This window comes from Bacteroides sp. NGMCC 1.200775, assembly GCF_040798045.1.
Taxonomy (GTDB): Bacteria; Bacteroidota; Bacteroidia; order Bacteroidales; family Bacteroidaceae; genus Bacteroides; species Bacteroides hominis.
Map to the genome: position 1 here is coordinate 1 of NZ_JASCQK010000004.1, position 14840 is coordinate 14840.

The window sequence follows — 14840 nt, forward strand, 5'->3', positions numbered from 1 at the left end:
TATTTTTAAAATAATCGCTATATTTGCATCATTGTTAATCTAAAAAACAAAAAATATTCTGTTCTTTTTTAATACATTATAAAATGTATTTCTTTAAAACCGATTAATATGGTTATAGTTCTGTTAGGAATAATCTGTATTTTATTATTTTGTCTTTAGTTAATCTGTTGTGTAATAGGAGTATATGCGTTAGGTAGGGGGTGAATCGAATTCTGGTTCTGTATGTTGTAACAATCTGTCGGTTACAAGAAAGAAGGTGTGAATCTCGATGAAATATTCGAAATTTTTGTGATTGAATGTCCGATATTTGTTATGTTGGTTCTATTTGTGTGTTCTTTTTTCCTCTGGCGATCCTGTTTGAATTGCTAAATGTGTTCTGTTTACAGTGGGCGAAGTGTTTTTAATCTTGAAGGTGTGTCATAACTCTTTTTACCACGGAGTGCCACAGAGTATCACAGAGTATTTTGTTAATAATCAATAACTTTAAATCGCCTCCGTGTTACTCTGTGACCTCTGTGGTGAGTGCTGACACACACTCAGGTTGATAGATCACATTATTTCTTTGACAATGTGTTGCAGGGGATTAGTTTTATGCTATTTGTCGGTTCTTTCAAATTTGGCTAAATAACCTCCTCCCGATAATAATTTTATTTTTAGCGTTTTACCCGATTTTATTTTTCGATTGTTTATCACAATCTTTTTTCTGTTTTCTCCGTCATCGGATGCATAAGTCATGCGGTAGTTGCCTTTGGGCAAAAAGTCCAATTCGATTTCTTGGGTAACAGCCTTTTCTCCATTTAAGATGGAAAGATACCATATATCCCCTTTTCTCCTGGATAATGCGGCCAATTCGCCTATCCGGCTTTCTTTTAGAATTTTTGTCTGATCCCAGACGACTGGTACTTCTTCAATAAACATACGTCCCGGACATGTCAGCATATCTTCCATGTCGGCTGCAAAGATCAGCATGGGCGATGTGAACGTGTAGATACTCGCCAATTGATGCGTGAAAGTGACAGATGGAGGGCAGAATTGGCGGAAGTTCAATGGGGTATAGTCGGCAGGACCTGCCAGCCAGCGGGTAAAGGGTAACACCGTATTGTGATAAGGCCACGGTGGGCCTGGAGCCCAGTTATTTTCTCCACCTACGGACTCTAAACCGCGTACAGCCTCTTTGGCCAACAGGTTGGGATACGTATAGCTGTCGCCTGTAGGTTTATTCACCCCATGGAAAATAACCATCAGATGTGCTTTGGCGGCATCTTTCAATATATTCTCCATAAAATTGACTGTAAATAGATTCTCTGTGTGGAAGAAATCTATTTTTAATCCTTTTACACCGATTTCCGCACATCTTTTCATAAAATTGTTGCGTTCGTCCGCATCCAGCAAGCCGACATCGGATTTATTACCATATCTTGGAGAAGAAGGCCGCCATACCCAGATATCTACGTTTTTGCTGCGGGCATAATCGACTAACTCTTTGAGTAATTCCCATTTGGTACGTCCATTGGCATTTTTCTCTGTTTCCGGCCAAAGTTCCCAGCCATCATCCACCACAACAGATTCCAGACCTAACTCGGCTGCTCCGTCAACATATCTTTTGTGAGTCTCTACGCTCAGCCTGTTCTCTCCTTCCACTAACCAGGTGAAAACCGAACGTCCCGGTTTAATCCATTGGGTATTTTTTCCTTCGGGGAAAAGTGTACGCTCCGGCTGGTCTGATACTTGGGCTATGATACGATTATTAACCAATCCATCCAGATTCTCCGATAACATCAGGATACGCCAGGGAGTGATTATTTCCTTACTACCGTTGCGGGGAGAGACGATCCAAGGGGAGTTGCGTACTTCTTCATGCCAGTATTTACTGGCCGGAATACCTGTGATTATTCCTGTTTCCAGATGGCCTTTGTTGTCTACATAGCCTAATTGTACCCTGTTGTTTTTATGTCCAAACAATACTGCACCGTGAAAATTAAACAGATTGGCCTCGGTGATGGCAGCATAGGTACCGTTGGGAAGACGGAAAGTGGCGGGAGGGGCCAACAGCTCGTTTTCTATCTTGTCGGTGGTGCGATCCTGGTAAGCTTGTATCCATCCGTATTGAAAAGGGCCGCTGGCGTACCATACCCGGGTTCCCGCTGGAAATGTGAAAGACGTCTCTTCACCATATACACAACGGCTGCCTGTAGATGGAATGCGGTATCTTAAAGCTATTCCGTTATCAAATTCGCGGATGTCAAGGTGATAAATGTCCCCATCCTTTTTTTCTATTGTATACGTTTTGTACTCCGCATCTGTTTGTTCGACCGACTTTATTTCGACCGATTTACCCAGATCTATATTGTCAATGTTCATGCCCAAGGGCGATGAACTGATGGTTGGTTCGCCTTTATAGGTTACTTCGAAACAGAGTCGGCCGGTTGCCGTGCTGAGGTTTATCTTTGTCTGCTGGGATCCGGCAAAACCGGGAAAGCAGAGGGAGAATAAGAAAATTGTTAGTTTACTTTTCATACATTAATTTTTATGTGTTGCTATTCAATGACATACCATGTGTATCCGCCGGCAGGAATTCTGACAGTCAGTTCTACTGAGTAATCCCGTTGTAAGGTATGGGTAGTGGGCGTTCCCTCCTGTTCTCTTATCTGTGCGGTTTTTGTCAGGCCGGTATAATATAAAGGTAACCGGATGCGGCGGATGATTTCTTTGTCTGTGGGATTGAAGAACATGGCTAACCCTTTTTCTTTTTCCGCAGGGTTGGCATGCATGATGCCATCCCAATCGCGCGCATCGGGTTTGCGTAGATGGATAATGTCGCTATTCAGTATGTTTCTGTATTTTTTATACCAGTTAATCACTTCCACGACTGCCTTCTTGGTTTCTTCCGTATCGTAAAGGCGGGGGCCGCGGTAGCAAGCTTGTATACCGGCACCGTAGTTTTGAAACATCAATGTCTTATACTCATACAAGTGTTCGCTCAATGGCTCTAATGTGGCAGCCGATCCGCCTCCTTGATATTCTACTAATGGGACAAAGCTCCAAAGTGAGGAAGGAATGCGTTCCCATGTACAGTCATAGTTCAACTGGCGGGTATGGATCAGCTGACGATCGCGTGGAAGCGACCAGTTGGCTTCGCGATAGCCGATACCTACTTTAGTAGAACCGTTCAGGAAGTAAAAGTCGGGTACATTGATGTATATTCCGTTCTCACACATCCAATGATAAAGCTCCGTAATCTTATAGAATTGGTTCCATTGTGAGTCCTCCAATCCTTTATGATGGGTATGGGCAGTGGAAGCACAAAAGTCTCCGGGATAAGAACCATCGTGCTCAAAACAACGCATGCCGGTTTTTTCAAAGAAAATTTTTATCTTACGGAAGTATTCGTAGCCCCAATCACTACTGAGGCAAGGAGAACTACCAAATCTCATGCCCCCACGTTTACCTGTCTTTGGATTGATAACGTCTGTCTCATCACTGATCCAGCGGCTGGCAAGTAGTGAGTAGCAACCCATTTCAATACCCTTGCTACGGGCGTAATCCACAAATGCTTTGTATTTTGCTATATTGGCATCAGAAATATCTTCTGCATTCAGTCCGGAGCCAAAGCTGAGGATAATCATTTCGTAACCTGTTTCGGCACATTGGTCGATGGCACGGTACACCACCTTCGGATCCGTGGAAGTGAGATGCATAAAGATTGGATTTTCTGTGCTCCACGGTGCTATCGTGCGGTATAGTTTCCGAGTGAATAAGCCTTTGCGCTCCCGGTCGTAGCTGTCGAACGGCATTTCGTATACACTGAAAGACCGGAATGTACCGTTGGGTTGCAAACGCTGGTCGGGACCTATAGGAGGAGAGACATCCAGCACGCAAGGGGTTTGTAACATATAGTTGCGCTGAGATGTATAGGCAGGATCGGTTACCCACTTTTCCGTAATATCCGTTTCTTTCTCAGTAAAACTTCCGCCGCAGGCGTAATCACTTTCTATGTGGATATTGGGTAAAAAGAATTTGGTGGGATCGCCCCCTCCGGGAGATTCCGGTTCGGAAAAGGCCAGGTATTCCACTTGAAAGGCATCGATATTGACAGGAAGAACAGAGTGGTTCACTAATTCAAAACGTTTGCGAATAACAGGAATCTTGTCATAAACGGAAACATGGAGCTTCACTGTGACATCCTTTAGTTCCTTATCGCCACGCAAAGTGAATATGATTTCGCAGCCTGTTGCCGCCTCCTTATTCAATGCCCAGCGGCTACGTGCCCATTTTATATCTTCTTTGATAGGGAGTATTTCAAAGTCTTCTATGAGGAAAGATTCGGGAATGGTGGTCATTGTTTCTATCCATTCTTCTTTTAAATAACCTCGTTCCGGTTGTCCGGTCAAGCCGCCTATCATCCATTTCTTGCCATCAATTTGTATACTCCCTTCACTGCTGACAGCGCGTAGCATACTCTCTCCTGTCATTCGGTTGATGAAGTTGGTCGTTGCCAGATTGGGGAATATCCGGAAAGTGCGTGACACCATCGGATTGGCCACAATGATACTCTTTTGATCTGCCGATGCGTAAATGCCCGCTTTTGACTTCTCGGAACTGATCAGCCAGTCAAAGTTGGTTTGACTGGAAACCGGTTCGGATAAAACAGGGAGTTTACTTATTTTTTTCGCCAACAGAGTGGAGATGGTCTTTGTCATTTCAGGACCTTTTCCAGCATATCCGGCATCGAGGGTGCATGGGCGATCGGATTGATATTCTATAGTTGGCGCAATCCATAAAGCGTTGTCGCCGCTTGCACCGTCATTGGTCGGTTCTACTGCCAATTCCAGAACCCGAACTCCCTTCAGGCTTACATCAATGGACTGGGGAGCCTCGTTACCACGTACAATGCCGCTATTGTAAAGTTCTTTGTTGTCGCCTTTCAAGACGAACCGAACTGATCCATTTTCTATTTTTCCACTTTTACCGGCCAGTCCTATGAACTGTTTGTCATCTCCTTCTTTGCGGAAATAGAGTTTCGTTCCATTAACTAACGGAAGGATGGTCAGGCTTTTGTCTGAGACCTCCACCTGAGAATCGGCAACTCCCACTTGGGCATGAAAACGTGTGGCATTGCCGTGCAGATCTATTTTTAAGATACTTTGGGCATGGGTGCCTATCACGTCCTTAAAAGTCTGTCTTTGGATGGTGGCTGGCTCTCCGCTTACCGATTTCCCGGTTTGTACCTTTCCGTATTCTTGCCACAATTTAGATAAGTCCAGTTCGGACAGTTTGATGGTGTGCTGGGCTTGTCCACATAAGCATATGAAAAGAGTACCCATAAGAAGTAATATTTTTTTATCCATATAATTTCAATGTGTTTTTATTGATTGTTACATCGTTTGTTACTATCCGTTCGGAACGGAGCGACAGGCAATCCTTCTTGATTGAATAAATTTCCGATAGTGGCATCATCGAAGCAATAGCGGACGGCTATCGGATGTTTTACTTTCGGTGAGTAAACCGTTATCTTGTTGCCTTTTATCTGCGCTTTGGCTTCTACGAAGCGCCCGTCTTCACCGGCTATGAGCAGCCCCCTGATTTCCTTTTCCGGACAGACCAACCCTTTGGAGGCATGTTTAAAAGTAAGTATGGCTTTTTTCTTGTCAACAACCATTTGTTCCAAGGTGGGGCTTTCGTATCCGTCTTTCAGTAAACCGTACTTTTTGCCCAGCGCCATGTTGGCTAATCGTACGCCTACTTCTTGTTTCTGAATCGGATGAATGGCTTTCGGATCGCCTTTGTCTGTGATAACGACGAGCGCTGTGTTGCGAACCTTGCGTGTTATCTCTTCTTGCGCTTCACGTATAAGCGCAGGTCCGTTATGGGTTGAACCGTAGTTGAACGGAGCTATTTGAACCATGTAAAAAGGAAATTCTTTGCCGAATCCACTTCTCCAGCTTTCAACCATTTTCTCTATCAACGTCGTGTATGAAGAGGGGTTGTCTCTGTTTGATTCACCTTGGTACCATATTGTTCCGGCTATGTCGTAAGGCATCAAGGGATGGATCATGCTGTTATAAAGCACACCGGGCTCTACCGGCCACCAGGGATATGTCTTGTCAATGATCGCGTCTTTTATTAGGGGGGTGCCCATGACTACCTCTCGTGGTGTCCATACTTCTGCCGGAGTTCCTCCCCAGGCTGAAACGATCAACCCTATCGGAACATTCAGCTTCTGTTGCAGGTGCTTACCGAAGAAATAGGCGACAGCACTTCGTTGTCGCATGACTTCCGGTGTACATTTTTCCCATTGCGCATAGCAGTCTTCCTGTAAGGTTCGGCTACCTTGCTTGTTCAGGCTGAAAAAACGAAGGTTGGGGTGTATGGCTGTCGCAATTTCCTCTTGTTGATTGGGGATGCCGTTATTGGGACACCATTCCATATTCGACTGCCCGCTGCATAGCCATACCTCTCCCAACATAACGTCTTTCAACTCGATTTTATTTCCTTTCATGTTGTTAGAAAATAGTTGTAGGGTATAAGGACCGCCATGTTGGGTGGTAGGTATTTTGGTTTTCCAATGCCCGCAGTCGTCAATAAGAGTCTCGATAGTGTCTTTTTGCGCCCAACTTCCTACTATTTTAACTTTTGTGCCGGCTTCTCCCCATCCCCAGATGGGGGCTGAACTTTGTTGCTGGAGTACGATATGATTCGAAAAGATGGCAGGCAAAGATAGCCGGGTAGAAGTTTGCCCTTTGATAATCAGGCTGCTGCATAGGACTAAAGATAAAAATGCAATTCTTCTGGAAACATTCATAATGCTATATTACTAAGGTGAATATATAAAGGTATTATTAAAGCAAACAGCTTTGCTTTAAATTCGTTTGTAAAGAAAGAGAATAGAATGATATAAATCAATGTACTTTTGTAAAAAAAAGATGGATGATTTTCTTTTTACCGGAGACTTTATTCTCCTTTTAGAAAGACAGAGATGTTTTTTCAAGGCATCTCTGTCTTTTGTCTACCGTTATCTTATTCTATATTATTCGTAAGGATTGAATGTCCCATTATCCCAGCCTTGTGTCTGCTGCAATTTAGAGTTTTGCTCCAGATGCTTGTTAGGAATGGCATAAAAATAGTAATTATCTTGAAAATCAATTTCATATTTCTGATCCAATACCACTATTGAGTCTTTAAAATAAGTGGTATAGTCTTTCTCTATATCTACTTTATCTTTTAGATTATCAAATTCTGTTGGAGACCCTTTTAGTTTGGGTAAAAGGCCATGGCGCTTGATTCCATTCATTTCGGAAGCAAACATGCGCCGACGGCGTAAGTCCCAATATCGTTTTCCTTCATAGGCAAATTCTATCTTGCGTTCCAGCATGATAGCGGCTATCATTTCATTGTGTGACATGTTTTCTTTTAATCCGTACATATTATTGTCTCCGGCTGTTATTCCGGCGCGTTTACGGATACGTTTCAATACACTATATGCTTCATCGTATTTCTGAGTTTCGGCAGCGCATTCGGCGTAATTCATCAGCACTTCGGCAAAGCGTATTTCCACCCAGTCCGTACTACTTCTTTCGGTATCATAAGGGGTGAAATTTACGTTGATGGCTTTCCGGCAGTAGAATCCGCTGGCAGAGGGGTTGAGGGTGGAACTGCCTTGGTAAGTCCATTGGATTCTGTCTTTTTTGCCACTAAGTTCCCATAGGCAGCCGTTGTAGGCTATCGTACTGGTAAACCGTGGATCACGATTTCTCCAGAAATGAAGCGGATCATAATCTGCTGATTCTGTGATAGGAACGCCTGTGATCATTGGGTAAGATTCTACCATTTCCTTAGTGGGTTGGTTGGCTCCCGAATAATTCTGAGCTTCCGATAACGGACGGGTTGCCGCATCCCAGTGATGTACGATGTCGGGTTCTTGATAGCGCGTCACGAACAAAACTTCCTTATTCATTTCATCGAACCAGATATTTTCATAGCTTTCATACAAATCATAACCGTTCGTTTCTATTTGTTCGGCAGCCTCCTTGTTATAGGCATAAGCTGTTTCCCAGCGTTCCGCTTTATTTTCCGGATTAAATTGCGGACTGGCATAATACAGCAAGATGCGACCTTTTAGTGCTATGGCTGTGGCTTTGCTGAAACGTCCTTCGTCATCGCCTGTCCATTTCCATGGCAAATCTTGAATGGCTTCATCCAAATCCTGAATGATCAAATTGATACACTCTGAGGTCTTGTTGCGGGTAACATACAAATCATCGGTCAGTGCCTGCGGTTCCATGATCATGGGCACGCCTCCATATTGGCGCACCATCTGGAAATACCGCCATGCCCTGAGCACTAGAGCCTGTGCCCTTAAGGAGGCTTTGGTTTCTGCATCCAGATCGCCGGTCTTAATGCTGTTCAGCATGATATTAATGTTACGAATGCTGCTGTAATTCCAAGTATCTATGGAATTGGTGGTAAGTTGTCCGTACAATATACCGGTCTCTCCATAAGCCTCGTCCGAATAACCTGCTACATCTTGATCCCATCCCGGCAGATTGTCACGATATAGCTTATTAAGATAGGCAGTGGCATATTGGGCATTATTCCATACGTCCTTTTCTGTGATGGCAGATAAGTCTTTCTTGTTTAATACATCTATACAGCCAGAAAGAATGACTGTCAATACTAAGATTGCTATATATTTTGTTTTCATAATAATTTAATATTATATTAGAAACTAACATTAACACCGAATGAATAGGTTTTCATTAACGGGTAATTCATGATACTTGAATTTTCAGGGTCATAGTCTTTTATTTTATCTTGTAATAGGAACAAATTAGTTCCTATCAGGAAGAATCGCATTTGTGAGAGCCCCCATCTTGAAACCAATGGTTGCGGGAGTTGATAAGTGATGCTCACGTTCTTCAAGCGTAGGAAAGAAGTATCTTGAATCCAGAATGTTGATGCTTCTCCGGCTCCGTTTTCCCATCCGGCTGCGGGATATTTGGCATCCGTGTTTTCAGGAGTCCAGTAGTCTGCCCTGAATGCGTATGACGTTTCTTCCATTCCACCCCATTCTATACGTTTGTCATAGAAACGTTTTCCACCGGCTACACCCTGGAAGAACAGGTCGACACTCAGTCCTTTCCATGATCCTCCTACGGAGAAACCGTAATTGATTGGAGACTTGGTGTGTTTGATTACCCATTCCTGATCATTACTATCGATCTTTCCATCCGGTTCATCAGAGTTGGCACCTCTGATATCTTTATAGTTCAACATTCCCAATTCGGGCTTTTTACCAAAGATGGTATATCCTTCGGGCAGGGCATCGAGTTCGGTTTGTGTACGGATAATGTCTGTAGCTACATAGCCCATTTGTCGGTCCGTATTGTATCCTAACTCTGATTTGTAAGGACGAATATTTTCAGCTTCGTCTTTGGTAATTAGTTCGTTGACTGCATATCCGAGGTTTCCGCTTATGTTGTAACTGAAATCGTCCCCTATCTTATCCTTATATGAGAGCTCTATTTCGAAGCCTTTGGTATCGATGGTGGCATAGTTTTCTTTGGGCATGGTGCCACCAAAAGTAGAAGGCAGGCTGGCCAGGCGGTCACCTAAAATGTCGTAGGTATGTTTGTAAAATCCACCGACACTTAATGACAGACGATTACGTAGAATTTGCATATCAAATCCATAATCTATATCCAATGATTTTTCCCATGTAATTTCTGTATTGGGGATTACACTGGCTGATACCCCGTTGCTCAACGAACCGAAGTAGGCGCCTGAGTTGAGGTTATAGCGTTGCATCCACTGCCAGCCGCCTACAGCATCGTTACCTAGCAAACCGACTGATCCACGAAGTTTCAGGTAGTCTATAAACCCGATGTTGTTTTTAAAGAAATTTTCTTCTGAAATACGCCAGGCGACAGATGCGGAAGGGAAGAAGCCCCAGCGGTGTTTTGGATCGAAATTGACAGAACCGTCATAGCGGAAAGAGGCTTCCAGCAAGTATTTACTATCATAAGTATAGCCCAGCCGGCCTACATACGAAAGACGTCCGCCTTCTGAACCACTTCCGTTTAGTGTCGAATTCTTTGGATCGGAACTACCTGCGAATATTTGATCTACGGCAGAGGAGATGAAATAATTTCGTTGCCCGTCCAGCCAGTCGTTAGTACCTTCATACTGTTCGTATACAAACAATGCGTTGATATCGTGTTTGCCGAAGGTCTTGTTGTAGGTAACCATGGCGTTCAACTGATAACTGTTATCATTATTGTATTTCTCATACAGAAAGTCTCCATCATCTCTGGTTTTGACATAATCAATTTCATTGGTTGGGATATGATTGTGTGCGCCGGTTGTTTTAAATACGTACAAGTCGTAGGGGCGACTGAAACGTTTGATGAAAGTATGCCGCTCATACCGGTTGTATGACAGTTTCAGGCTTAAGCCTTTAATGAAAGGAATATCGTATTGGAGAGCTACATTTATCTCGTAGTTGGAATAACGCTTTTTATTATAACCGCTATTCCCGTTAATAACCTCCATGGGGTGCCATGCCAGGAATGTCCCGTTGGGTTTTCCATCGATATAGGGGGCAAAAAGACCACGGCGTAATAGTCCGTTATAGAGATTACCCATGTTGTCATTGTCGTTATCCCATTTCCAGTAAGGTTTGCGATCGTTTCGGGTGTCCATATTCAGGTGTAAAGAAGCCTTCAGTCCCTTTATAATATTGACATCGATATTGCTTCGGATGCTATATTTTTTGAAATTAAGATTGTCAAACGAACCTGTTTCATAATAATAGTTCCCTCCAATGAAGTATTGCACTCTGTCATTTCCTCCGTTTACATTCAAAGAGTGGCGGGTAACGATGGGAGATTTCCATGCTTCGTCAATCCAGTTGTAAGAATTGTCTTTAAAATATTGTAGTTCATCGTCAGTGTAATATTGCATGTCACCTTCGGGCACCCGGACATGGCGCAAGGCATCGTTGGTATATAGCGCTTGTCGATACGTATCGAATACTTCAGGTATCTTAGTTGCATCTGAAATACCAACTGATCCGGTGTAGTTGATAGTCGGTTTTCCTATTTTACCTTTTTTAGTAGTTACCAGAATAACTCCATTGGCTGCGCGTGAGCCATAAATAGCAGCGGAAGCACCATCCTTTAGTACGGAAAGGTTCTCTACTTCGCTGGCATCCAATCCGTCGAATGCAAATTTATCGCGAACTACACCATCGATGACATAGAGTGGAGTCGTTTGATTCCACGTTCCATCGGCACGGATGGAAACAGACGAACCTCCGCCCGGTTTTCCGGCAGTTTGGGTGATATTGACCCCTGCCAACCGTCCGCTCAAAGCATTTGAGAGATTGGCGGCGGGAACATTTTCGATGGTTTTAGAATTAATGGAGGCTACCGATCCGGTCAGGTTAACCTTCTTTTGAGTTCCGTAACCTATTACGACTATTTCTTCCAGCTCCTGTGAATCTTCTTGCAGTGTAATTGTAATTGATTTCTTTCCATTCAAAGAAACCGTCTGGTTGACATAGCCTATATAGGAAATGGTTAGAGAAGCCTTGTGAGTTACTTCAAGATTAAATCGGCCGTTAATGTCGGTAACGGTTCCGTTAGCTTCTGTACCTTGCTCAAGCACGGTGGCACCAATAATAGCTTCTCCGTTTTTATCAAGAACGATGCCGGTTATCTTAATTTTATTTTGTTGTATTGTATGGATTCCATTTACTTTTTTTGAAAATATGATGTAATCATTTGTATGCTCATACTTCAAATCTGTATTTTTCAGCAGTTCTTTCAGCATGTCGCTCACTTTGGCCTTCTTGTGCGATAGCGTAATCATCGTTTTCACATCCAATTCATGGCTGGCGTATACCACCAGACACTTGGTTTGTTTTTCGATTTCAGAAAATAATGTCTCTATTGTTATAGAGTTAGAAGGCAGTTCGATTATTGCGTTTTGTGCTATTCCGCTCGAAGCATACAGTTGAAAAGCACAGGTGAACATCATAAACAGGGCTGTTTTCATAATATTTAATGTTCTGTTTTTCATTTTTAGGTACAAAAGATGTACTAACAAAGGTTTTATTTTCATATCTTTGTATTCAATTAAGTTAATGATTCTGTCTTTGAAAGAATTTCGGAATGCCTTGCTTAATCCCGGTCGGTAGGTGTTGGCGCACCTATCGACTTTTTAGGATTGCAATGGGTAGTGGTGTTTGTTTATGGACTCATAGTTTTTGATTTTTTAGTTTGACAATTAGTTAACGGTATAATATAATTTCATTCGTGTTTTCATTTTTCTTTATTTTGAACGGATGTATTTTCCGGATGATCTGCAATACTTCCATTACGCCATCGCGTTGTCGAAATTTTCCAGTGTATTCGTATTCCTGGATAGATGTGTCTTTGATGGTAATTTTTATATCGTAATATAATTCCAGCTTTTTCACTATATCTTTTAATTTCTGTTTCTCAAAAGTATAGAGACCTTCTTTCCAAAGGACAGGGTTTTGCGTGATAGGTTTCACAGAGAAGTGTCCTTGAGTTTCGGTCAGTTTCTGTTTAGGTTGCAATACCATTCCGCATTGTTCTTTGTGTGGGAGATAAACCCTCACGGAACCTTCGAGCAGGGATACTGTCAGATCTTCTTCCGGATAATTGAATACATTGAATTGTGTTCCCAATGCTTTTATGTCTACTTTCCCTGTGGATACTATGAAAGGTGTGGGGCTTTTGGCTACCTCAAAGAATGCTTCTCCAGTTAGCTTCACCCGACGCTCTTCACTGAATGCCGATGGATAAGTAAGGACCGAATTTGCGTTTACCCATACTTTACTGCCGTCCGGCAATGTGATATGTGCACGTTGCCCTGCCGGGACAGATAATTTCTGGGTGAGTGGATGGGGGGCATCTGCCTTGCCGGGTGAAAAGGTAGTCCACCACCATGTGACGCTTATACAGAGGACGACAATTGCGGCATAACGTAAAAAAGACAGCAACACTCTTCTTCCTTTTTCAGCTTGGCGCACTTGCAGGAAGTGCCTGAGGCTCTCTTCACCTATTATTTCCTGTTTCTCTTGCGGGTGTAGCTTCATCAGCGATTGCAGTTGCTGACAGTACATCATCTCCTTTTTCAATTCTTGGTTGGAAAAGGCTTCTTGCAGTAAAGTTCTCCTTTCTTCTTTGCTGAGTTCTCCTGCGTAATATTTTATAATTCGATTATCCATTTCGGGCTTGTCTATATTATGTAAACAATGGAAGTGAGAAAATCCGCTAAAATAAAAATAAAAAAAATTAAGATAGGACAAATAAAAAGAGAAATAGAGGTAGGTTATCTTTTAATTCTTCCCGTAACCTCTTGTAGGCAATGGCCATTTGAGACTCTACGGTATTGATGGAAATTTGTAGTTCTTCAGCGATTTGCTTTTGTTTTTTTCCTTCCAGTTTGTTCATGATGAAGATTTTCCGACATCGTTCAGGAAGTGTCTGAAAGGCATTGTCTAATAGTTCCTCTATGCAGGTTTCATCGGGGAAATGGGTGTTAAGTATTTCTAAAGAATCATATTTCATGCGCATAGCCATATTGAATTCATTTTGCATATCAAGTACAGCTTCTTGCTCGAGCATTCTTTTACGTAAATAGTTCAGACAGCTGTTTTTAATGGAAGTGAAAAGATAAGCTGTCAGGTTAGCGTATGCGTCCAGCAGGTCACGCCGTTCATATAAATGTAGAAATACATCTTGGACGATATTTTCCGCATCATCTTCGGAGTATACATATTCGTTTGCGAAGTGTTTGGCCCGTGAATACCACGTGGTATAAAATTTTTCAAAATCTATCATTTACCCGAATATTGAATTTGTTTTATATGTTCATTTTCGTTGAATATAAAAGAGTGTTATTGTTTGCGAAAGTCTGAGAAATTAAGGACTCTCGTGACAAAAATACGTGCATTCAGCAGGCCACAGCAGTTTTAGTATATGGCAATTTGCTTATATTGATAAGGACTGATGTTGCAAAGATAAAAAGAAATATGGAAATGCCAATTGTCTACAAACTTATTCCGAAAACAAAATAGAGTTGGTTTTCGTATGGATTAGCTATCAGTTTACCAAAAACAGATGGAGTGAATCCGGATGAAATATTCAATGTTTTGGTAGCCGAAAGCCCGACATTAACTACATTAAATTTGTCAGCGTATTCTCCTTCCCATGGGGTGAACCCGGCTTCGACAGCCAAGTCTACTCCCTTTACAGTGAATGGATAGCTGAGTTCGCAATAACTGGACCAGGCACGTCTTTCATTTTCCCGGTAATCGTTTCCGACAAAGGTGGTATACCAGGCCAACGATAACGGGAAACTTTCACTAATGGTATAGACAGCTCCTGCTTCAAAGGTGTGACCTGTGGTGCGGGGAGTATAGTGGAAATAGTTGAATGGTTCGTCTTCACTTTGGTAAAAGTAGTTATTAAGGTACAGTTGGAGGTTTTTATATTCATACTCCAGCGTAAGGTCTATTTCATTATTCTCGTTTCTGAATTCTGTCGATCCCCATGCCGATAGGGTCCATCCTTTCCACTCTACACCGAGAGTAGGCTGTACGGAAGCATTTCCATTCTTCATTCCACGCCAGATGTAACTGCTTACCAGGTCGGCATTGATAAATACTTCTTGTGCCTGTATGGCAAAGGGGCAAAGGATGAAAGCTGCAAGTATGGCTAATTTCTTCATTAAAATGGCGGATTATTTTTCGGGCTGCAAAGATAGGCAATTACTGGCAAAATTCGTGGCTGAGGGGCATCGATCTTTTC

At 42.6% G+C, this 14840-nt stretch carries 8 protein-coding genes; all 8 read right to left on the reverse strand.

Features of this window, described 5'->3' with window-relative positions; genetic code table 11:
- Positions 1 to 594 precede the first annotated feature (594 nt).
- Positions 595 to 2517 carry a glycoside hydrolase family 97 protein gene (locus QK890_RS11825; RefSeq protein ID WP_032540210.1) on the reverse strand — a complete coding sequence of 641 codons (1923 nt, stop codon included), beginning with the start codon at positions 2515 to 2517 and terminating at the stop codon, positions 595 to 597.
- Positions 2518 to 2537: 20 nt separating this feature from the next.
- Positions 2538 to 5348, reverse strand: a complete 2811-nt coding sequence (locus QK890_RS11830) for an NPCBM/NEW2 domain-containing protein (protein ID WP_234212322.1) — start codon at positions 5346 to 5348, stop codon at positions 2538 to 2540.
- Positions 5349 to 5365: 17 nt separating this feature from the next.
- Positions 5366 to 6802: a sialate O-acetylesterase gene (locus QK890_RS11835; protein ID WP_032540208.1), complete on the reverse strand. Its 1437-nt coding sequence runs from the start codon at positions 6800 to 6802 to the stop codon at positions 5366 to 5368.
- Between the two features lie 225 nt (positions 6803 to 7027).
- Complete coding sequence (locus QK890_RS11840) at positions 7028 to 8701, reverse strand: RagB/SusD family nutrient uptake outer membrane protein (RefSeq protein WP_032540207.1); 1674 nt, start codon at positions 8699 to 8701, stop codon at positions 7028 to 7030.
- A gap of 17 nt (positions 8702 to 8718) precedes the next feature.
- The gene (locus QK890_RS11845; RefSeq protein ID WP_367627353.1) at positions 8719 to 12054 is read right to left on the reverse strand and encodes a TonB-dependent receptor; all 3336 of its coding nucleotides are present in this window, start codon (positions 12052 to 12054) and stop codon (positions 8719 to 8721) included.
- 235 nt (positions 12055 to 12289) lie between these two features.
- Positions 12290 to 13255: a FecR family protein gene (locus QK890_RS11850; RefSeq protein ID WP_032540204.1), complete on the reverse strand. Its 966-nt coding sequence runs from the start codon at positions 13253 to 13255 to the stop codon at positions 12290 to 12292.
- A gap of 67 nt (positions 13256 to 13322) precedes the next feature.
- Positions 13323 to 13871 (reverse strand): RNA polymerase sigma-70 factor, encoded by a 549-nt coding sequence (locus QK890_RS11855; protein WP_032540203.1) that lies wholly within the window; start codon positions 13869 to 13871, stop codon positions 13323 to 13325.
- Between the two features lie 208 nt (positions 13872 to 14079).
- The gene (locus QK890_RS11860) at positions 14080 to 14760 is read right to left on the reverse strand and encodes a hypothetical protein (protein ID WP_032540202.1); all 681 of its coding nucleotides are present in this window, start codon (positions 14758 to 14760) and stop codon (positions 14080 to 14082) included.
- Between the last annotated feature and the right edge of the window lie 80 nt (positions 14761 to 14840).